General features: G+C 47.5%; 20 protein-coding genes and 1 tRNA gene. 14 read left to right on the top strand and 7 right to left on the bottom strand.

Features of this window, described 5'->3' with window-relative positions; all coding sequences use genetic code 11:
* The first annotated feature begins 1 nt into the window (after position 1).
* Together AC27N8_RS22265 and AC27N8_RS22260 are read left to right on the top strand one after the other, a co-directional pair.
* Positions 2–1,018 (top strand): class I SAM-dependent methyltransferase, encoded by a 1,017-nt coding sequence (locus AC27N8_RS22265; RefSeq protein WP_487069594.1) that lies wholly within the window; start codon positions 2–4, stop codon positions 1,016–1,018.
* 183 nt (positions 1,019–1,201) lie between these two features.
* The gene (locus AC27N8_RS22260; RefSeq protein ID WP_487069593.1) at positions 1,202–2,272 is read left to right on the top strand and encodes a Gfo/Idh/MocA family protein; all 1,071 of its coding nucleotides are present in this window, start codon (positions 1,202–1,204) and stop codon (positions 2,270–2,272) included.
* 28 nt (positions 2,273–2,300) lie between these two features.
* Here the strand turns inward: AC27N8_RS22260 and AC27N8_RS22255 are convergent, their stop codons facing one another.
* Both AC27N8_RS22255 and AC27N8_RS22250 read right to left on the bottom strand, forming a co-directional pair.
* Positions 2,301–3,662, bottom strand: coding sequence for an aspartate aminotransferase family protein (locus AC27N8_RS22255; RefSeq protein WP_487069592.1), 1,362 nt, complete (start codon positions 3,660–3,662; stop codon positions 2,301–2,303).
* Between the two features lie 517 nt (positions 3,663–4,179).
* Positions 4,180–4,252: transfer RNA gene (locus tag AC27N8_RS22250), tRNA-Phe, on the bottom strand.
* 18 nt (positions 4,253–4,270) lie between these two features.
* On the opposite strand from AC27N8_RS22250, the gene AC27N8_RS22245 reads away from it, so the two are divergent.
* From AC27N8_RS22245 to AC27N8_RS22215, 7 genes are all read left to right on the top strand, one after another.
* A complete protein-coding gene (locus AC27N8_RS22245; protein WP_487069591.1) occupies positions 4,271–4,414 on the top strand; it encodes a hypothetical protein in 144 nt (47 codons plus the stop codon).
* A 251-nt stretch (positions 4,415–4,665) separates the two neighbouring features.
* Entirely contained in the window at positions 4,666–5,403 is a 738-nt protein-coding gene (locus AC27N8_RS22240) for a COG3942 and LysM peptidoglycan-binding domain-containing protein (protein WP_487069590.1), read from the top strand.
* A gap of 235 nt (positions 5,404–5,638) precedes the next feature.
* Positions 5,639–6,367: a COG3942 and LysM peptidoglycan-binding domain-containing protein gene (locus tag AC27N8_RS22235; RefSeq protein WP_487069589.1), complete on the top strand. Its 729-nt coding sequence runs from the start codon at positions 5,639–5,641 to the stop codon at positions 6,365–6,367.
* 565 nt (positions 6,368–6,932) lie between these two features.
* Positions 6,933–7,691, top strand: a complete 759-nt coding sequence (locus tag AC27N8_RS22230; protein ID WP_487069588.1) for a hypothetical protein — start codon at positions 6,933–6,935, stop codon at positions 7,689–7,691.
* A 235-nt stretch (positions 7,692–7,926) separates the two neighbouring features.
* Entirely contained in the window at positions 7,927–8,301 is a 375-nt protein-coding gene (locus AC27N8_RS22225; RefSeq protein ID WP_487069587.1) for a hypothetical protein, read from the top strand.
* Complete coding sequence (locus AC27N8_RS22220) at positions 8,268–9,467, top strand: M20 metallopeptidase family protein (RefSeq protein WP_487069586.1); 1,200 nt, start codon at positions 8,268–8,270, stop codon at positions 9,465–9,467. The genes AC27N8_RS22225 and AC27N8_RS22220 overlap by 34 nt, the downstream gene beginning before the upstream one ends.
* Positions 9,468–9,519: 52 nt before the next feature.
* Positions 9,520–9,765, top strand: coding sequence for a hypothetical protein (locus AC27N8_RS22215; RefSeq protein WP_487069585.1), 246 nt, complete (start codon positions 9,520–9,522; stop codon positions 9,763–9,765).
* A gap of 110 nt (positions 9,766–9,875) precedes the next feature.
* Here AC27N8_RS22215 and galU read toward each other — a convergent pair whose 3' ends face one another.
* The 4 genes from galU to AC27N8_RS22195 all read right to left on the bottom strand — a co-directional run bounded on the left by galU (position 9,876) and on the right by AC27N8_RS22195 (position 13,265).
* Positions 9,876–10,742, bottom strand: a complete 867-nt coding sequence (gene galU, locus AC27N8_RS22210; protein WP_487069584.1) for a UTP--glucose-1-phosphate uridylyltransferase GalU — start codon at positions 10,740–10,742, stop codon at positions 9,876–9,878.
* Between the two features lie 708 nt (positions 10,743–11,450).
* Complete coding sequence (locus AC27N8_RS22205; RefSeq protein ID WP_487069583.1) at positions 11,451–11,951, bottom strand: DUF1440 domain-containing protein; 501 nt, start codon at positions 11,949–11,951, stop codon at positions 11,451–11,453.
* A 230-nt stretch (positions 11,952–12,181) separates the two neighbouring features.
* On the bottom strand, positions 12,182–12,766 hold the full coding sequence (locus AC27N8_RS22200; RefSeq protein ID WP_487069582.1) for a VIT1/CCC1 transporter family protein: 585 nt from the start codon (positions 12,764–12,766) through the stop codon (positions 12,182–12,184).
* A 49-nt stretch (positions 12,767–12,815) separates the two neighbouring features.
* The gene (locus tag AC27N8_RS22195) at positions 12,816–13,265 is read right to left on the bottom strand and encodes a Fur family transcriptional regulator (RefSeq protein WP_487069581.1); all 450 of its coding nucleotides are present in this window, start codon (positions 13,263–13,265) and stop codon (positions 12,816–12,818) included.
* A gap of 359 nt (positions 13,266–13,624) precedes the next feature.
* Here AC27N8_RS22195 and AC27N8_RS22190 point away from each other — a divergent pair, with 359 nt between their 5' ends.
* The 3 genes from AC27N8_RS22190 to AC27N8_RS22180 all read left to right on the top strand — a co-directional run bounded on the left by AC27N8_RS22190 (position 13,625) and on the right by AC27N8_RS22180 (position 17,686).
* Positions 13,625–16,072, top strand: a complete 2,448-nt coding sequence (locus AC27N8_RS22190) for a beta strand repeat-containing protein (protein WP_487069580.1) — start codon at positions 13,625–13,627, stop codon at positions 16,070–16,072.
* A 161-nt stretch (positions 16,073–16,233) separates the two neighbouring features.
* A complete protein-coding gene (locus AC27N8_RS22185) occupies positions 16,234–16,860 on the top strand; it encodes a class F sortase (RefSeq protein WP_487069579.1) in 627 nt (208 codons plus the stop codon).
* Between the two features lie 16 nt (positions 16,861–16,876).
* Positions 16,877–17,686, top strand: a complete 810-nt coding sequence (locus tag AC27N8_RS22180) for a class F sortase (RefSeq protein WP_487069578.1) — start codon at positions 16,877–16,879, stop codon at positions 17,684–17,686.
* A gap of 705 nt (positions 17,687–18,391) precedes the next feature.
* Here AC27N8_RS22180 and AC27N8_RS22175 read toward each other — a convergent pair.
* On the bottom strand, positions 18,392–19,057 hold the full coding sequence (locus tag AC27N8_RS22175; RefSeq protein ID WP_487069577.1) for a transaldolase family protein: 666 nt from the start codon (positions 19,055–19,057) through the stop codon (positions 18,392–18,394).
* 53 nt (positions 19,058–19,110) lie between these two features.
* Here AC27N8_RS22175 and AC27N8_RS22170 point away from each other — a divergent pair, with 53 nt between their 5' ends.
* Together AC27N8_RS22170 and AC27N8_RS22165 are read left to right on the top strand one after the other, a co-directional pair.
* Complete coding sequence (locus AC27N8_RS22170; RefSeq protein ID WP_487069576.1) at positions 19,111–20,127, top strand: methyltransferase; 1,017 nt, start codon at positions 19,111–19,113, stop codon at positions 20,125–20,127.
* Between the two features lie 238 nt (positions 20,128–20,365).
* On the top strand, positions 20,366–21,307 hold the full coding sequence (locus AC27N8_RS22165; RefSeq protein ID WP_487069575.1) for an alpha/beta fold hydrolase: 942 nt from the start codon (positions 20,366–20,368) through the stop codon (positions 21,305–21,307).
* The last annotated feature ends 13 nt before the right edge of the window (positions 21,308–21,320 follow it).

Genomic DNA, 21,320 nt, shown 5'->3' with positions numbered 1-21,320 from the left:
TATGGATTATAATCAACCAACTGCAAACGAAACCTCTAAGTTCGAGAAGGCTATCCAAATTTCTATGGCCAGTGTTAGCTTGTTATTGGCGTTTGAGGAACTGAATTTGTACGAATGTATCACCAGTGGGCGATCTACAGTTGGGGAAATTAGTGAGCAGTGTAATATTACTGAACAGAAAACCTCATTATTACTAGATGCTTTGAGCGCTTTGGGATTGCTTCATAAGCAGGGTGATAAAGTAATTATGTCTTCGCTCTTAGATATGATGTACGGCGGACAGATACAATTACCTTATAATAATTTTAAACAAATGTGGTGGTATTGGGGCCAAATTTTAAATGTGATGCGCACTGGAGAGCCAGTTTTATCAATGGACACAAGATCTGTAGGTGCTGAGAAGTACCGCAAAGGGATGGCGGCTCTTTTTGAGGTAAGTTTGGAATCTGCCATGGCAGTAGCAGAAAAGTTATGCTTGGAACAAACAAAGCAAGTGTTTGATATCTTGGATGTGGGTACAGGTTCTGCTGTTTGGAGCATTGCCATGGCAATAAACGCTCCAAATAGCCCAGTAACGGCACTTGATTGGGCTGATGTGTTGACGTCGACACAGGAAATAGTTGAGCGCTACAATCTACAGAAGAGCTTTACATATCTTTATGGTAATATGCTTGAGCTGGATTGGGGAACTGAATGTTTCGATTTGGTTATCCTTGGCAATGTATCTCATCTTATGGGTCCCCAAGATAATCAGCGTCTATTAAGCAAAGCCTATAATGCATTGCGCAGTTTAGGGCAGATAGCTATAATCGATGTCTTACCTCACGAATCTGGTCAAGAAGCGCTTGAAGTAGCATTGTATGCCTTAGACCTTTTCTTGCGGACTCGGGCAGGGGGAATCTATCCATTTTCTACTTATAAAGATTGGTTGCTTAAGGCAGGATTCTCTGATGTGCAGAGCTTTGCATTACCACGAACTTCTGAACCTGTCGCTATGATTGTAGGCAACAAGAGTTGACCTGCTCTCGTAAATTCATATTATTTAGTTCTGGTCGATGTAGGGTCGTAGTTCGAGCAAAATTGAATATCACGCATGAAAAACTTTACTCGTGGGGCACTTGTCAATTAGCTTACGCCGTTAACAGAGTGCCCCATGAGTTTGTCTCACGATGTTGGTTGAAGAATTTCCAGAAAGGTAGAAATGCATAAGAAGATTATTAATAGTAATAAATTACACGAGCTAAAGGTATGTCTGGTTGGATTTGGTGGCGTTGCTACTTATGGTCACTTGCCAACTTATAGTGATCGGTCGGACATTCAAGTTGCTGCTGTAGTTGATCCACATCCCTCTAGAAGAAATGCCGCTCTTGCCCTCATTCCAAATGTTAAAGTATATGAACAGCTAGATGATTTGCTCCAAGATTCTTCACAGGATATCGACATTGTAGATATTTGTTCTCCCCCTGTATTTCATGCTGTTGAGATTAAGCAAGCACTTCTTGCAGATAAGCATGTTCTGTGTGAAAAGCCACTGGTATTACAAAATGATGATCTGGATGCGTTGGTGCAGTTGGCTTTAGTGCGCCAACTAATTTTGTACCCCTGCCATAATTATACGTTTGCACCATCACTAAGATTTGCTGCTCAACTTATACATACAGGTTGTATCGGCACACCATTACTTGGTTCCTTTCAGATATTCCGAGTGGGTTGCGCTACAGGCGTAACAGAGTGGGAACCTGATTGGCGCAAAAATCGTAATATTGCAGGAGGAGGTATAATAGTTGATCATGGGTACCACATGATTTATATGGCTCAACATTTTTTCAGGGGCTCACCTAAACGGGTATCGGCACATATAAGTAACTTGCGGCATGAGAAGGAACTTGTGGAAGATACTGCTTTCTTTTCTCTAGATTTCGGAGAAGCCATTGTGCACGCAAGTTTGACCTGGGTTGCTTCTACTAGAAGGTCGTCACTTTTATTTCACGGAACCCACGGGGAACTTCAAGTTGAAGACGACGTGATAATATTGACCGAATTTAATAAGCCGGCGAGATATTACAAGTTACCTTCAGCGTTCGAGGATAGTTTTCACTCAGTATGGTTTCATGACTTATTTCATGATTTTGAGCGACATTTAAAAGAGCCGAAAGTTAGGCCTCTTCCATTACGTGAAGCAAGTATGGTTACAGATGTGATTAAACAGGCATATCAATCGAATGCCCAGGAAGGAATCTGGCTACCAATACGTAGCGTAATGGACTCATAAACCTGAAGGTCAATTCTACTAGAAGAAGTTAGTTCTGACCAAGACTTTGGCTCTGCATGCGAAGAACATTATCAATGATATCGATAGAGTGTTTGGCTACTTCAGGTTCAATAGACAGAGGAGGATAGAGCCGAATACTGTTACCACCTACCATCACCAATAAGCCTCGTTTTAACAAGGCTAAGTACACTTGCCGCAGCGCATCTTTGGAAATAGGACGCTTGCTTTTTTTATTCTCGACCAACTCTATTCCGATCATTAAACCTTTGCCTCTCACTTCTCCTACGATTTGCACTTCTCGCTCTGTAGTCTTCAGCATTTTAAGGAGTTCAATGCCGAGCTTCTTTGACCGTTGTGCCAAGTTCTCTTCGATAATTACTTGTGTTGTAGTAGCAACAGCACAACATGCCATGGGAAAACCTCCAAAGCTAGAGGAGCTAGCGCTGGGATCAGAGTAAGGAGCAGCTTTCATTATATTGGACTTCGAAATAATTCCTGTAACAGGGAATCCTGAACCCATTCCCTTACCAACGATCATTATATCTGGGATAATGCCATCTTGCTGAGAGGCAAACATTTCTCCAGTTCGCCCAAAGCCTGTTATGCTCTCATCTGCAATCAGTAGTGCGTCGAATTCTCGAGCGACGGAAGAGATTGCTTGAAGATATCCGGGTGGAGGAAGAATATTTCCAGCCCGTCCTTGGATCGGTTCTACGACGATCCCTGCCAATGCTCCTGCTGTCTGATGCCGAATAGTCTCACGCACGTGCTCAACACAGGCAAAACCACAAGAGGGAAATTTTAGTCGAAATGGGCAACGGTAACAATATGCAAAAGGAACGGTATAAAAACCTGGTACGGATGGACCCAGCCCTTGCCTTGCTCCGTCTGTAAGAGCTAAACTTCCCATTGTCTTCCCATGGAATGCATTCCAAAATCCTAAGAACTCGAATTTTTGGGTGTATGACTTAGCTAAACGAAGAGCCGCTTCGACTGCTTCCGTACCACTGGAATACAATTGTATTCGATCTAAACTTAAAGGGAGAATTTTTTTTAAGGTTTCCAGCATGTCAAGGCGAGCTTGGGATACGAAACTGCTGGTAACTAGAGACGAGAGCTGCTTTGATAATGCTTCAATAAATTTTGGATGAGAGTGACCAATGCTATTAACTCCACTTGCCCCCATAAGGTCCACATAAACATTGTTATCAACATCCGTGATAAATGAGCCGCTGCCAGTGCGGAATGCTAGTTGAGACCATTGGACTACTGACTGAAGACCAGGACCGATTACTTCCTGCTCTTGCTTCCAGGCTTGGGAGGATAGTGGACCGGGTAATGTTGTTTCAGCGTCGGGTCCAATATGTTGTGGATTGGTTAGGAAGCTCATAAGGCTACTCATTCTCTCTTTTAACTTATACACAAAACAATTAACACTAAATTTAACCTTGAGCATATTATAGTATATTTAATATATGTCGTAATTTATATTACGATATTTTATTATAAGGAGGTTACCTGACCCCTTTTCTTATCTCCTACAACATACGCGTCTCTCGATAAAGAGGTGCGTTTTCGCAATTCTCGCTTCCTCCTCGGCGTTTTTCTATGCTCTTTGCCTGCGTTTGGACTTCTCGACAGATCTGAGAATTTCGCAGAAAAGCGTTTTCCCAAGCAGTGGCTAGTTGCTACATTGAATCTTTCAAACATGAAATAAAATTGTGATCGTTATATACATCTTTGAAATGATGCATACATGGTTTATGGAGGAGTGCCTTTTGGGTACATTTTTCCCCGTTGCTACATGGTTGCTACAGTGCCAGGGTCAATATAAATAAATGAGCCTATGTGAACGCGCTTCTTGCCTTGCGTCACATAGGCTCATTTAGACTCCAAAAATGAGAAGGTGCCAAGAGACGGAATCGAACCGACGACACTAGCATTTTCAGTGCTATGCTCTACCGACTGAGCTATCTTGGCGTGTGGAGATAATATAGCATGTTAAGGATATCTCGTCAACCCTTTTCGGAGGCTTTTTTGGGGAGTGGAGAGCGTTCCGCCCGGATCACTTCTCAGGATCGCCTTTGGGTGAGCCTGCTCGTCTGGATGAGTTGTGTGTTACCTGATGTGCTCGATAAATAATTATTTGTCATAAATCGATATTTTTATGTAATTTGTTGAACTATTTTTGCAGTCAAGGACACTATTGATTCAATTTGTATAGCCCTTTATTGCTATGTTTCATTGTGTTTCATGGAGTTTCATGAATGTACGAGTTAAGATTGGGTTGAGCCGATCAATACGTTGCTTTGTGATCCGTTGGAGATGAGGCGATGTGGTGGGATTGGTTATGAGTTGTGGATTGTGTGTAATTGAATGGAGGTTCATTGTTTATGCCGAAAAGAAACAGCATCTGGCAGCTTGCGGGTCAACATCGAATTGTTAGCATTGTCGCGGGACAATTAGTTGTGCTTACTGCACTTGCACTAATGCTTCTTGGCAACGGTTTTTTCACGAATGCGAGTAACGTTTTCGCCGCTTCTTGTATGGGAAGCGATACGACATACGTTGTGCATGCCGGGGATACCCTTTCTCGCATTGCGACGAGTCATCAGACGACTGCGCAGGCGCTTGTCTCCTATAACAAAATTGCAAATTCCAATCTTATTTTTGTAGATCAGCATATCTGCATACCTGGTAAAGGCGCCACTGTCGAGAAAAAACCTGTAAGTGGGAAGAAGACGCCTGTCGCCCCCAGTCGTTCTACTGGGATCAAAGGGACATACAATAATTTTCCGTATGGTCAATGCACATGGTGGGCCGATCAACGTTATCACCAGTTGACCGGTGTTTATGTTCCCTGGATAACTAATTCGAACGCCAATCAATGGCGCGAACGAGCCTTGCAGTATCGTTGGAAAGTTTCCAGCCAGCCGCAGACGGGCTCGATCATGATGTTGAGTCCGGGTGTCGAGGGCGCCTTTGGTGTTGGTCATGTGGCCGTGGTTGAGAAGCTGCTGGGCAATGGACGTGTCCAGGTGAGCCAGATGAACTGGGGTGGTGGTGTTGGCGTAGTTTCGTACGCGACATTTACTGCCGCACCGGGCGTTTATTTTATCACGATCAGCTAGTCCTCTATGAGATGTGAGGAAGAGAATGCAGGTCAGGCAATTTGCCTGGCCTCTTTTTTTGGGCATTTTTTAACCTCATTCTTACAATCTTAACCGCCTGTATCCCTTTTGTCCTATGTGTCAGGTTATTTCTGATGAATTGGCTATTCATACACTAATATCTCCAGTGACATCCATTTATTAAGTAGCAGGCAAAAGTGTCTGTCGTGTTATGAGTATTGGAGGAGTAGTTCACTTGATTTCTACTATAACGCAGAAACGCCAGTCTATCTGGAAATACTTTCAACAACACCGTTTTGCGAGCATCATTGCTGGTCATGTTGTCGTTATGACAATCTTAGCCTTGATCTGGCTTGGACCTAGTCTTCTGGGGGCTATGGCTCAAACTCCATGCGCGAGTGGTGATCTGACTTACGTTGTGAACGCCGGTGACACCTTAGGCTCGATTGCGGCTAATCACGGGACAACGTGGCAGGGCTTGAGTGATTACAATCATCTCGCTAATCCCAATCTGATCTTCATAGGTCAGCATATTTGTATCTTGCAACATGGGAGCGTGAGTAAAACACAACCTGTATCAAATCCTGTGAGTAACACGCTCGCCTTTATTCGTGGCGCGAGTAATCCATTTCCTTACGGGCAATGTACCTGGTATGCGAGTCAGCGCTACTTTCAATTGCACGGCGTGTTTGTTCCCTGGACGATCAATTCGGATGCCTGGGAATGGGGGGCACGCGCAGCAGAATTTCATTGGAACATTTCATCTCAGCCGACGGTGGGAGCGATTATGGATCTTCAACCGTTTGTCCAGGGGGCCGGGGGATTAGGCCATGTGGGCGTGGTTGAGAGCGTGTTGGGGGATGGTTCCGTGATCGCCAGTAGTCAGAATTGGGGTCCTGACTATGCGGACGTGACAACATTCCACTTTTATCCAGGTCCGGGAGTATCCTTTATCCTGGCCTAAGAATGTTCGATAGAGAGAGATAACCATTGTTTTAATGGTTGATCCATGGTCCATGCGGTGCAGCGCCCACCTGCATGGACCATTTTTATGGCTCTGGCCCGTTTTTTGCCATGACGTATGAATTTAGCTTATTCGATTTTATGTCATGCTACACTGGATACAGAGATGTTTCTTGCTTCTCTTCTAGTAGGGAAAACGGCTTTGCGAGGATAATAAAGATAGTGGATCCATTAAGGAACATCTCTCTCCTCTTCTTTTAGAACACTTTCCTGTATTCTGCGACCTCATCCATTGCGGACTGTTTCCGGAGCACCTACCCATTACTATTAGTTTTTGACTTCTGGAGATATATTTGCATATTTTATCAATATGCGTTATTATAGAGACCTGCTTACGCAGGCAGGATAGTCCTCATTTGGGTCAATATATGTTTATCTACCACATATATCTGCTCTACTGAATTCTCAGCAGAGTTACATCCCACCACTTGACGAGCTTATCTATTCTGTTATACTAAGAACAAGAATAAATGTTCTAAAAAATCTATCTAGAAGGAGGAATCGTAATGGGAACAACTTATACCCGCCAGCAGCCTGCCTATTACGATGTTGAGGATCGTGATGACTTCTATCAAACTCGCATGCCCAGTAGCGCCCGTCGTTATAAGCCATACGAGACAATAGATGATCCACTGATACTACAGTATCAGAATGCATATCAGAGCACATCTTCTATACAACGTCGTCGTTCGAGTGGGAACGCCACTGCCACGGGAACTGTTGGTAGAACAACTACCACCAGAACTCAGAGCGTTTACCCGTCTCGACAAACCAGCGGTGCTGCTACCAGTGCTGTGAGACCATCTAAAACGGTAGATGTACGCTATGCTGCCAATCGACCGAGAAAAAATGCTCGCAAGCGGTTTATTCCGAATGTGATCATTGGTGTGATTGTCGCAGTTGTGCTTTTAGTAGGTTTAACTTCATTGGTCTCATGGTGGCAGGGCTTTCAGCAAGATATGACATATGGTAATCCGCGCACTTATCAGATGGACGCAGTGGTTGGTCATAACGACAGCGCCGCTCATCCGACACATTTTCTTTTCATCAATCTGCACGGACGCATCGAAGTTTTCGAACTCCCCGGTGGTGATGCCTCGAAAACGCGTATCTTCAATGGCCCAACCCTCACTGCCCCAGGCCAGGACCTCACCCCCGTTACAGGGAGCGTGGTAAACCAACAGGGTAAGCTCAATTTGATTGTCCATGTTGGTAACCAGGATTTCCTCTTTGTCAATGACGGGAAAACCTTCACCCCACGTTAGTTCCTATATACATATATGTCTATATTATATGGAATGATCGGAATTGAAAATCTTCTGTCAGAGGAGACGGTGTTCGCGCCAGGATATCTTTGATACCCATCCGCAGCCCCGTTTCCTTGAATGACCTTCTCATTCTTTCCTCACTTGTTACCTTCTTGCTTGCTCCAACTTCTTTTTGCTTCACCCTTCATCTTTTCTTTATGGTACGATGATAGTGACAAATACAAGCGAGCTTATGTTTCGTTCAAGTATACTTTTCATCCTGCTCCGCCAACAGTTACCGTTACCGATGCGGCATTGGAGACTCACATCCCAATGGGGTGAGACGCCCACCGACGTAGCGGCGCGGCTCCGCCGTGCTGTCACTCGACGCACGACAACGTCCCACGTGCCGCGGGAAGATCACGCAATGGAACCTCATGGGGAGCGTGGTCGTACGAGTCACAGACAGCACGGCGGAGCCGCGCCGCTACGTTGGCTGGCCTTGATGCCAGATGCAACGGGTTATCCTGGCCGGTCGGACTACGGTGCTATAACCGTTGACAGAGTAATACGTGCAGCAGAAAGAAGGTTTGTATGTCTGTGTCTGAATTTGATGCCCTTAAAGTAGAGATTGATGAGCGTGTTCCCGATCTCATTGCGATGCGCCGCGATCTGCACGAGCATCCAGAGACCGCATTTGAAGAGGTTCGCACTGCTGGTATTGTGGCGCAGCGTTTAAAAGCGCTCGGCTTTGAGGTCCAGACTGGTATTGCTAAGACAGGCGTGACGGGTCTTTTGTGCGGTGAGGCGGCTGGACCAGCGGCGAAAACGTTGGCGATCCGTGCCGACATGGATGCTCTCCCCATTTATGAGCTAAATGATATTGAGTATCGTTCGCAGGTGGATGGCAAGATGCATGCCTGCGGCCACGATGGCCATACGTCGATCGCCCTCACGGTTGCGGATATTTTGAGTCGGAAGAAGTCAGAGCTCAAAGGGAACGTCAAGTTTGTATTCCAACCGGCGGAAGAGACGGTTGGCGGTGCTGAGCCGATGGTGGCGGCAGGCGTGATGCAGGATGTTGATAATATCATTGGCTTGCATTTGATCAGCAATTATCCAGTGGGACGTGTCGGCGTGCGTGCTGGAGGCGTCTTTGCCGCCGCCGACAAGCTGGATATAACTATCTATGGCAAGGGCGGCCATGGAGGCATGCCTCAGACCACGGTCGATCCGATTCTTATCTCTGCACACGTCATCACCGCCTTACAGGCTCTGATCAGCCGTGAAACCTCACCCTTCAGTCCTGCGGTCGTCACGATCGCTATGATTCATGCCGGAACCGCCATGAATATCATCCCTGAGCAGGCGGAACTGAGTGGGACGATTCGCTCCTTTTCGGCTGAGCATCGCGCATACCTGGTGCGACGTATCGAAGAGGTTGCTAACGGCGTCGCTGTGGCTCTGGGAGGCTCATGCAAGGTCAATATCTATGATAGTTGTCCACCATGTGTCAACGATCCCGCGATGACTGAAGTTGTCCAGCGTGCGGCTGTGGCCTCGGTGGGTCTTGAGAGAGTCGATACTGGCGCGGAGCAGATCTTGACCACGGGCGCGGACGATATGGCATATTTTCTCAATGCGGTGCCTGGATGCTACTTTATTGTCGGAGCTAATAATCCCGACAAGGATGCTCGCTATCCGCACCATCATCCTCGCTTTAACGTGGACGAGGATGCTTTGCCAGTGGCCGTTGAAGTACTTGTACGTTCCACACTGGAATTTTTTCAATAAGCCAATGTACTGCTCTGTCAAGATACAGAAGGACGTTGCCAGGCAAAGAAGGATGGCCCCTTGCACAGGCGCTCAGGCCAGCCGACGTAGCGGCGCGGCTCCGCCGTGCTGTCACTGGACGCATGAACACGTCCCACCTGCCGCGGGAAGATCACGCAATGGAACCTCATGGGGAGCGTGGTCGTACGAGTCACAGACAGCACGGCGGAGCCGCGCCGCTACGTCGGTGGGCGTCACACCCCATCGCCTTCCGGAGATGGGGTGGACGCACATCACCGATACCGCATCGGCGCGATGATCATTGACAGTGTAGTACTCTCGTAAATAAATGCTAAAGAGAGCCTGGGAGTTGCTATAGATAAACGTATAGGACCCCCAGGCTCTCTTTGATATCCGATACAGCGCTGATTATTTTTGTAATACCTGCTGCATATAGTCACGCAAAGCCGGCGCGATATTCGGATTACGTAAGGCCCAGGCAATTGAGGTGGTCAAGAGTCCCAACGGTGTGCCCATGTCATAACGATTACCAGTATAGTGCAATCCATGGCAACGACCGTTTTTCGCCTGTTCGAGGAGGGCATCGGTCAGCTGGATCTCGCCTCCACGGCCGGGCGCGGTACGCTCAAGAATCGAGAAAATGTCGGGTGTGATCACATAGCGACCGGCTACTGCCAGATCTGAGGGAGCGTCTTCGATCGAGGGCTTCTCGACAAGATCCTGAACCTGATAAATATAGGGCTCTTTCTCTTTGACCGAGGCAATGCCATATGATGGAATGAGTTCCTGAGGGGTCGAGAAGAGGGAGAGAACAGATGTCTGATAGGTTTCATAGATCTCGATTAATTTAGTCAGGCACGGCGTCTCAGGCTCATAAATCTCATCGCCGAGCAGTACGACGAATGGCTCATCGCCCACAGCATCTCTGGCGCACAGGATCGCATGTCCCAGCCCTAATGGCTCTGCCTGACGTACACTGACGAAAGTAGCTAACTTCTGGATCGCACGGACTGCTTCCAGTTCCTTGTGCTTTCCTTTCTGTTCCAGTGTCAGCTCCAACTCTGGAAATGTATCAAAGTGATCTTCGATGGCTCGTTTACTGCGGCTTGTCACAAAAATAATCTCTTCAATGCCTGCGGCCACCGCTTCTTCTACCACATATTGTAGGGTTGGTTTGTCAACAATTGGTAAAAGTTCTTTGGGGACAACTTTGGTTGCGGGTAGGACACGTGTACCTAAGCCCGCTACGGGTAATACTGCTTTCCGAATTCGCATCGATCCTCCTTTTATAAAACACGGACCATCACAGAGATGGGCCAGATGTTATTCGTTGCTTATCACTGTGTATTGTATGTGGTTCACTCTCTTATGGTCAACACAGCCTGTGTCGAGCGCAGCAAGGACACCGTTGCGTCGCACGCTGGCGTGCGATGTCCCACTCGACGTACGATCAGGCACCCCAGCGTGGCTGTCACGTACGAGAAACTGGAACATCGCACGCCAGCATGCGACGCAATTTTTGGTTTCCCTCTGATAGTATATCGTTTTGGCAGAGCAAATAATTCTTGTATCGCTCATCGCCCTGGAAAACACCCACAAAAAAACCACCTCATCATCAGCATAAATGTATTGTCCCTCAACACTGATGATGACATGGATATCTTTTACTCTGAGCGTCCTTATGACGCCTGTGTTTTGCTACGCGGGATGAGCGATCTGCCTCCCCATCTCGTCTTATTTGCGTTTCAGTAACGATAAAACCACAATGATGACGATGATGACGATGAGGTATGGCAATTGGATCGTCAGATATAACGCGTTGTTTGCCACGTCTAAAGTCATAACTGCTTGCACTCTTTCTTGATTATTGCTGGCTTTTCAGGCTGCGAGATGCTACGCTCCTCCTTTGATGCTCAGGCCATCGAGACAAAAGAGGTTGACTGGATTGTTATCTTCCAGTACATACATGTTAAGTGCTACGTTTTATGCCGATGCTGAGTACGCATGACTAAGCTGCGCCGCTATCATCGCAGTGACACTTCCCCAGATGAGATGAGCGATAATCATCAACGTATTGCGTTGTGGCGTTTCATTTGGACCTGAAGCCGTGAAGCGCGCCACTGGAAGCCATCCCAGATAGCTGCCTCCCCAGACAATCATGCCAAACAGGCTTCCCTTGAGCAGAGATGGGATTTTCAGTTTGCTGGCGAAGGTCATGTAGAGTGATCCCATACTGGCTCCATAGCCAAGATGAGATACGAGACTGGCGCCCAGTAACTGCTGCTTTTGCAGATGTATATCTGCTCGTTCGGCTATCTCGTGCGTAATTTTCTCTGGTGGAAGTGCATCTTGTTGCCAACCTGGAAGTGCTTTATGAGCTATCAGCATAAAAAGCGTCATGGGAATAGTGGCAATCCCACCGGCTACTGCTCCAATTATGGAGGGGATGAGAGAGACGCGTGCTCTCATAAATCCTTGTGCCATAGAGCTCTCCTTTGATCGATAAGGCTGGCATGACAATCTGCTCATGTAAGTGTAACACGTAACTTGCCCTATAAATGGTTTCGAAATGGTTCTGTGTGCGGAAGAGAAATGAATAATAAAAATAGGGATGCTAAATACATCCCTATACATATGCTATCATATTTGTGTTCCAGATGGCGATCAGATATTACCAAAGGTTAGCAGAAGTAGGCAATTACGATCGTGAGTGCTTAAGCATTACCAAAGATCATGGCCGCAATGAATACCAGAATGCCGCTGCCGACTACCTGGATCATGGATTTGAGCCATTGCGTTTTGAAGTAGCGATGGCGGATCGCGGCGATCAGAACAAGTTCTACTGCCACCACCACATAAGCCAATATGAGGGCGATATGGATGTCTGGTGCCAGGAACGGCAGTGTATGTAACGAACCGCCCAGAAAGGTCATGAGACCTGTGATAGTTCCACGTACGATAGGACTACCACGACCGGTCAGTGTCCCATCGTCTGACAGCCCTTCTGAGAAGGCCATGCTAATCCCTGCGCCCGTGGCCGATGCCATCCCAACCAGAAAAGCAGGCCAGGCCGCATGCGTCACAAAGGCCGTCGCGAAAATGGGAGCCAGCGTCGAGACAGAGCCATCCATCAGTCCAGCCAGTCCTGGTTGTACCACGCGGAGCAAGAAGTCATGTGACGTATCATCATTATTGCGTAGCGCACTGATGATCGCTGTCACTTCTTCACGCACAGTTACTTTCTCTGCTTGCTCTATTTTAATTTCCGGTCGATCCACATTATTTGTATCCTGGGCCATGCCACAGTCTCCTTGTGTCGCTAGTCAGGCGCGCCTGGTAATCATCTCTCTATGAGGAACGCAGTGAATGTTGCATACTGGCCTGAGTATTGACAACGCTTGGTTGGATTTGTTGTTCTTTACACTCAGGGCAGAGTCCGTATAAACGCAGTTCGTGAGAACTCAATTCGATACCTGTAGCTCTGGCTGCCGTCTCCAGCATCTCCTGTGTGAGTGGAATATTGATGGGTATATCGAGCAGCTTCCCGCATTCTGTGCAGATCGCGTGATCATGGCGAGACACATGCCCATCGTAACGACACGAATCATCTCCATGCCTGAGCTCTTTAATATAATTCTGTTCAACCAGACTATGTAAAATGCGATACACACTAGCCAGACCAATCTGCGGCTGTACTTGCTTCACCATGTCATATATCTCCGAGGCTGTCGGATGATTGTGAGCTGCACGTACCGTATCGAGTACTGCCCTGGCATTTCTATTCAGCTTGTCATGCATGATATTCACTTTCCTCACACCAGGTTATGCTAATAATGATAATCATTCTCATTTTTCTGCCTCTGCAAATATAGCACCTGGCCTGCTTGATGTCAAGGGGCGTGGGCAAATGAAATATCGCCTCTGTGTAGATGGGCGAACGAGAGTACCCTGATCAAAGTGACATATTTATATGCATGTTTTCATGTTATTCGTCTTAAAAAAAGAATCTTTGGTGGTTGTCTGTATACTTGATTTGAACCTGGCATGATGCATATCTGCTTTACAGATATATAGGTAGTGTAATTGCATAAAGCAGAAATCGTGCCAGTCATCACTTTCTTTGGAAATCAATATAGTGGAAGAAGGGTTTTTTAGTGATGCATCAAACTAAACGTGTTAGGGGTATTCTAGCACAACCATCCTCGTATATTCGAGCATTCCTTCTTTGCTTTCTACTCGTCGGTAGTCAGCTTTCAGTGTTTGCTGGCTTTATGGCTAGCGTTAAAGCCACTGGTTATTCTCATGGAAATGGTATTATCCATTCAACTGCGAATTCAAGTGCCGGTGGGTCGGTAACACATTCGCATGTTGGAACTGGAATATCGGTTCGAGACGCGCACGGCAAAATCTCGACAATGAATTCGCTGCCTGGAAAAGCGCAGTTGAAGATCGGGAAAGTGCACCCTCAGATTGGGAAAGCACCTCAGCAGGCTGGGAAAGTCAACCAGCATGTTGGAGCAACCAAGCCTCAGGGAGTAAGAAAGAATTTTGCGGACGATTTGAGCATCAGTCTTGCTCAGGCTCCGGCCTCGTTTACCATTGGTACTCCTGGGACATTTACAGCCTCGATTGTAAGTGCTGCCACAGCCACCAGTGAAGCTGATGCGCCAACAGCCACGGTTACTTTGCCCGCAGGCTTTGGGACCATTTCAGCGGCTTCTAATCCTGTTGGTGGTTGGACGTTTGTTGTGACAGGTCAGGTCGTGACTGCTACGTACGTCGGCACATTGCCGATTGCGCCAGCAACGACATTGCCTGATATCGTTGTGACGACGACTCCTGATAACACAGCAGTCAATTTGTCGACCGTGACCGCAACAGTTACAGATGTAGCTGATGCAAACCCTGCTGATAATACAGCGACACTGCAAGCTGTGATCACTCCGGCAGTAGCGAACATTGATGCTGCTGTGAGTATTACTGCTCCAAATACAACGTATTCGGTTGGTGATACCGTGACATACAGTATTGTTGTATCGACGACGGGAGCCTCCGATCCGATTACGACTGGCACATCAATCGATATCACCGATTTACTGCCACTTGGCCTTACAGGTGTGACCGTTGATGGTGGTACAACCTGGACTGTGAACTCATCGGCAGTCTCAAGTCCATCCTTAATTACCGCTTCGTACATTGGGGCATATCCTATTGCCGCTGGCACTGCCTTGCCGGCAGTAACAGTCACCGGAGTGGTTGATGTGTCTGCGGGAACATCGTATACCAGCACTGCTAGTATTGCTGTTCCTGGCGATACAAATGCCAATAACGACACCTCTGTCTTCACTTTCACTGTAAACGCAGTGGGTACTGCCACGGTGACGGATACAGCAACCGCGACGGCCACAGATACAGCGACAGCGACAGCGACAGCGACAGTAACAGCGACTTCTACTCCTGGTACTGCGCCACAACTGTACCTGACGAAAACTCATTTAGGCAACTCAAACGTTTACCAGATTGGTCAGCCAATTACTTACATCTTGTCGTCAAGTAATGTCCCAGGTTCAGCTTCAGAGAGTCAGCCGATTACTCTTGTAGACACTGTTCCGATCGGGTTGACCAATGTTACAGCATCGGGTTTGAACTGGAGTGTGGTTCAGACTGGCACTACAAGCCCGGTTACAGTGACATTGACCTACAATGGAACATATCCTGTTGAGGCTGGTACAAGCTTGCCTCCTATCACTCTCACAGGTAATCTCACACTTGATGCTGTTCCATCGTTTACCAATACAGCCACGATTGATTCAGCGGATGATCCAACGCCTGCGTTGAATACAAACTTTGATACAATCACAGTGCTGCCTACTTATTATAATGGTGGTACAGGAACTGCAACTTCTGGACTCCCATGTGTGGCCAGTGTTGCTACACCTATTGGTACACCAGGTATGGATGATGGCGTTACTCCAACGGTAACGGCGACGGCGCTGACACCTGTTGGAACAGCCGTTGCAGGCGTCTGTGTGCCTGATCTGCAAGTCATTAATAGTGCTGTCCACGGTGATACTTATCATGTAGGTGACAAGGTTACCTTCTTTGTCGCAGTGGCGAACCTTTCAACTGCTGATCCAGTGTATGATCCAACGACCATCTCACTTGAGGATGTTATCCCTGTTGGTTTGGATGATATTCATGTCCATGGTGAGAACTGGCATGTTTCTACAAGCGATCACGATAGTCCAACCGTTATCGATGCTCAATATGAGGGCTTTGATCCTCTCTTAGCTGGTGGAACTCTGCCAGTCATCACGATCACTGGTACCTTGACCCATGATGCTGTGCCATCATTGACATCGACAGCGACGGTGAGTGTGCCGAACGAAATTTACACAGATAATAATACGGCGTCGTATACAGTCTATGTAAAGAAAGCACATCATCATCAGCAGCACAACAACAACGACAACAACAATGACAACAACAACGACAACAACCATAGTAGTAGCAGCAGCAGTAGCAGCAGTAGCCATGGAAGTGGCTCTGGCGCGATGCCTGGCCTGCCTTTGACTGGTGGTGATCCTTTTGCTTCCATCAAGTAACGTTTAAAACGTCTACTAAGGAAGATTACCATTAAGTTTTTAATTCGTCATCATTCTGGTAGACCAGGATGATGACGAGTTCTTCTTTGTTTGATACGAGACTCTTTGAGAATCTGGCTACAGTATTTATTTCATTGAGACTCATGGAAAGGGTGTATACGATGCATATAAAACAGCGCTATTGGATCATTGCTGCTATTCTGTTTGTACTGCTGAGTATTGGTGTTGGTGGTTGGGTATGGAGCGAGAACCTTTCCATGCAACATTCAACGCAGCGATCTGTGCAACAGGCTCCCAGGATACACATAACGCCAAACGTCCCTAAAGGACTCGATGTGTCTTCAGGCGCTCGCCTGCTTATTCCTGCGATTAAGGTCAATGCTCCGATTGAAACTGTCGGAAAGACATCTGAAGGTTTAATGGATGTTCCAACCCACAATCAATGGACGGGGGTGGCCTGGTATCGTAATGGACCAAAGCCAGGCCAGATCGGTAGTGCTGTCATTGATGGTCATCTTGATCGTACGGGGGGCGCGCCAGCAGTGTTCTGGGACTTACGTAAATTGCATCCCGGTGATATTGTGTCAGTTCAGGATAAGACGAAGCATACATTGCACTTCAAGGTGCTGAAAGTCGCCAATTACGCACCGAAAACTGCTCCTGTCGCAGAAATATTTGGCCAAAAAAATGGCACTTTTCTTAATCTGGTGACCTGTGCTGGCGTCTGGGTGCCGTCTGAAAATCAGACCTCGCAACGCCTGGTCGTCTATACCAAATTAGTCGCCTGACAAGAAGGACGACCCCATGCGATGTTTTAAGTCACTGCGCTTTCCTACTATGCAATCCGCCGGACAACGTTTGGTATTTGCGCTGGTTGTATTGCTCATGATTGGCGGCACAATGATTGGCTGGGCAGGGAAAAATATAACTGGTACTGCTCTTTTCAGGAATTATCTCCTCCATGCAAACGTGAGTTTTACTCCGGTTGCGGAGCATCCTGTGATACATCCAGGCGTTCATAATACCGCTGATCAGATCTCCACGAATTTTGATCCATCATCGAGTCGCTTCATTATATCGTCGGCGGCCCCAAAACATGTGACCGAACAAGCCTTAACCCTGACGGCCACACCGACGATTGATCCTGCTCTGCGCACCACTCATCTGGATACAGGATCGCGCTTGCAGATTCCGGTGCTTGGTATAGATGCGCCGATCGAGACGGTCAGCACGCAGGAGGATGGCGATATGGACGTGCCATTATTGCATGCATTGGATGGTGTGGGCTGGTATCAAAATGGTCCCTGGCCCGGGCAGAGAGGCAGCGCTGCCATTGATGGGTACGTGAGCCGTCCGGATAGTTCGGCCGCTATCTTTAGCCGTTTGGGAGACCTTCATAGTGGCGACTTGATCCTGATAGTCAACCCGGATGGCAGTGAACAGCATTTTTACGTTGTTTCCTTGCATACCTATCTGCCCAATAGCGTTCCGCTGGAGCGTATTTTCAGGGATATGAGTGGAGTTTATCTCAATCTGATTACGTGTAATGGTGCCTGGACTTCTACTACCCAACAGACGATTGAGCCTTTGATTGTACATGCCGCGCAAAATTGAAGATAGCGCTGGCGCTGAGATTTAAAAAAACTTTTGGAGAGCAAGTAGTGGTTAAAATTGCTCTCCAATGTGCGAAAAGGGAGAAACACAAAAGCCTGATAGGTATTATACATACCTTCAGGCTTACCCCCCACAACGTGTCACCACGTTCTCCCTCCGCAGAAACATACACACGAGACACCTAAAAACCCTTGCCACATAACCACTCTCGTGTATGAATGTCAAGCTTAATAACCAGATGAGAAGGTAATCTACTCTGGTGCCATAAAGCGTTCTCGTTCCTCATCTTCATCCACCTATCCGCCATTGAGAACGGTTAAAGATCCTCCCAATGACCATATCATCCTTTTCCCCTCGACTGCATCCACCAGTAAACATGCAAGAATGTTGGCCGTATCCGCCTTTGATACTTTCCGTCCTTGCCCTCCTCCCCCTCCGATCAACTGCACTGCAAGGACATTTTGTATTGTATCCTCCCCATCATCCAACCCTAGCTTGCCCTCACTACGTTCCCCATCTACCATTGCAAGAGCGATGTAGCCCTATCCAACTATCCAACCAGCGCCACCCCATCTACCACCAGAGTCCGTTTCTCTTCTGTTTACATTACGTACTATACCATGCTCTCATGACGATGCCATGAATTGATAAACGTTTATGCTGAACATTATTTCATAAAACAGGAAAAGATTGTTGGCAATTATATTACAAATTATTCATCTTTTGCAAATCTTGTTCAAAACGTGCAATTGCTTCGTCACTTTGAGGATCTTTTAGCATATCAAGCAGGCATGTAGGAGGAAGTGTCAGATCGTGTACTCCACTGAGTAATGCTTCAGTTGCTTCCAGGGATGATTTGATACTGGCAGCCAGGATACGGGTTGGATGAGTCTGCCTGGCAAGTACCTGAGCCATCTGTGAGATACGTTCGCCGGGATCTATGCCGTTGCGGCGGAGACGATTATAGTAGGGAATGATGTAGGTTGCGCCTGCTGCGTTCGCAGCGTAGGCCTGTGCGACAGTGGTGACAGCAGTGAAGGCAATATGATATCCTTCAGCGTGCAGATGCCTGGCCAGGCGCATACCCACCTGTGACATGGGAATTTTAGGAACGATGCGTTCAGGATTTATGTTAATACAGTCAAGCATTTCACGGTAGGCCTGCGCTTCGTCAGCCAGCGATGGCTGCATAAAAATAGTGCCATTGACATGTTGCAGGATTTGCTTGAGTAATTCTAGTGTTTCCAGGCGTTGACCGCGTTGGCGAGCCTCTAGAAGTAAGGTGGGATTCGTTGTGACTCCTGCCACCGGGACCGTATGGATGACTGTTCTAATGTCATCAAGGTAAGCGCTATCAACATAGAAGGCCATGAAGCTGCTCCAATCTGATTGTTCTATACATCTGCCTACTTTTGAGGACCATTATGATGTTCCAATCTCGTCTGCTCTGTGAGTATGTACAGTTTCAAGCTACCGATAATCTTTTGCTACTGAATTCGGCAATGGACCCCTTGGTGACACTTGCCAGACAACGTCTGGTCGATGGTAACTTATATCTTGCCGAAGATAACGTTGCAGCCATGACTGGATCTGATCCTGCTCATTTTTCTCATCAGCACTATCTGCCATTTCATACTTATATATTACATCATTCCGCTGGCACTATGGATGTTGCTGCTATGAATTTGCTTTATCAGCCAAGCAATGCCTGGATGTTTTATGCTTTAAGTGTGGCGGCTTTTGCCTTAAAGCGTGGCGGACGACTCTATGTGGCGGGCGCCAAGGATAGGGGTATCCTGACCATTGCGAAGCGTATGCGGGAGCTGTTTGGCAACGTTGAGACGATAGCTATCAGCAAAGGCCAGCGTGTCCTCTGCTCGACCAGGCGCACTGATTTCGCGCTTGAGGATCTGCCAGTCTCGTCGTTGCGTATATTCGCTGACAATAAATTAGATGCGGGTACCAGTATGTTGCTGGATGCTCTGGAGATACAGAAAACTGATACCGCCTTGGATATTGGCTGTGGCGCTGGTTTTATCGGCATATATATGGCACGTCAGGCGTCCCAGGGACACGTGACAATGCTGGATGCCAGCCTGGCTGCCGTCGATGCCAGTCGTATGGCGGTAGAGAGAGAACATCTGACAAACGTTCAAGTGTTGGCCAGCGATGCTGCCCAGGCGGTTCTTACACAGCAATTTGATGTCATCGCCACCAATCCGCCCTTTCATCAAGGAGGCATTCAGACGCTGGCTATCGCGGAACGCTTTATTCGTGAATCTGCGCAGATCTTGCAGCCAGCCGGACGTTTCTATCTGGTAGCCAATCGTTTCCTGAAATATGAGCCGACGCTGCACGCGTGTTTCAGGGATGTCCAGGAAATTGCGGGCGACACACGTTATAAAGTGTTACGCGCCCATCATCCGAACAAAAATACATAGTGGCGCATTGTCTCTACATTGTCACACACGCAGCCTTTTCTATGCGATACAATTATATACGTTACACTATGTTTGTTTACATTGTGCTCTTACCTCAGCCCTTCTTGTCATTGAATGGTGGTATTGTCAACATGAAGTGCTTTCTCCTTATACCAGTATTGGCGGTATCAATCTTATCGCCAGCGTCTACTTGATGTATGAACAGTCATGAGAAGATATATTGAGAGAGGTATGATGTATGCTTGAACCGCGCAGCTCTTTTGTGGAGTTGGATGATTTACGGCTTCACTACCTGGAATGGGATGTAGAGTATCTCCAGAAGCCGTTGGCTGGAGAATCGCCTCTGGTGGAGAATGGAGAGGCTAGCGATAATATTCCCATTGTCTTGCTGCATGGCCTGGGTGCGACTGCTGATACCTGGCGTTTGACTGCTGAGCATCTCTTTAGCCATCATTATTTGCTCGCCTTTGATATGCCTGGACATGGCTTGAGCGAGCAGCCAGAGAATGGATATGAGATAGCGGCTCTGTCCGAGGATATTATTCATGCTATGGCCAGGCTTGGTCTGGGACAGGTGGCGCTTGTGGCTCATGGTTGGGGGGCTCGCGTCGCCTTAGCTCTGGCTGCGCGGCATCCAGCCCTTGTCAGCCATCTGATTCTGGTGGATTGCCCACATCTGGAGCCTCGTCACTGGCCTGGCATGACGCGTGATCGTTTCATCCGTGAAAGAATGTCTCCTGGTGTATACAACTCATGTGAGAGTTATTTACAGCTTTTGCGGCACGACATGTTTTCTTTCTGGTCGCCAGAAGTCGAAAATATTGTGCTGACCTATGTTGAGCCGCTGCCAGATGGTCGCGTCCAGGAGCGTTTACTGCCGGAGCAGCAATCGCAGATCTATGCATCTTTGTGGGAAGATCGTGTATTATCTTATTATGGGAAAGTAAGCTGCCCTGTACTGCTGATGCCTGCCGCTGATCAACCTCTGTCCGGTACAAAGCTGCCGGAGAAACTGGAGGTTGCTGATGATTTTTATGCGGCTAAAGGTCAGCTTGTAGCACAGGTTGCGCGTGCGATTCAGCGTTGCGAAGTGCTCTGGATGCCTGATACCACTCATGATATCCAGTTGCAGCGTCCACGTGTCCTGGCGGAAGCGATCACGCATTTTTTACAGGAGTAAGCCACTTTATTGA

Source organism: Dictyobacter sp. Z7_2 (assembly GCF_057551105.1).
Note: the sequence above shows the minus strand (reverse complement) of the source record. Positions and strands in the feature narration are given on the sequence as shown.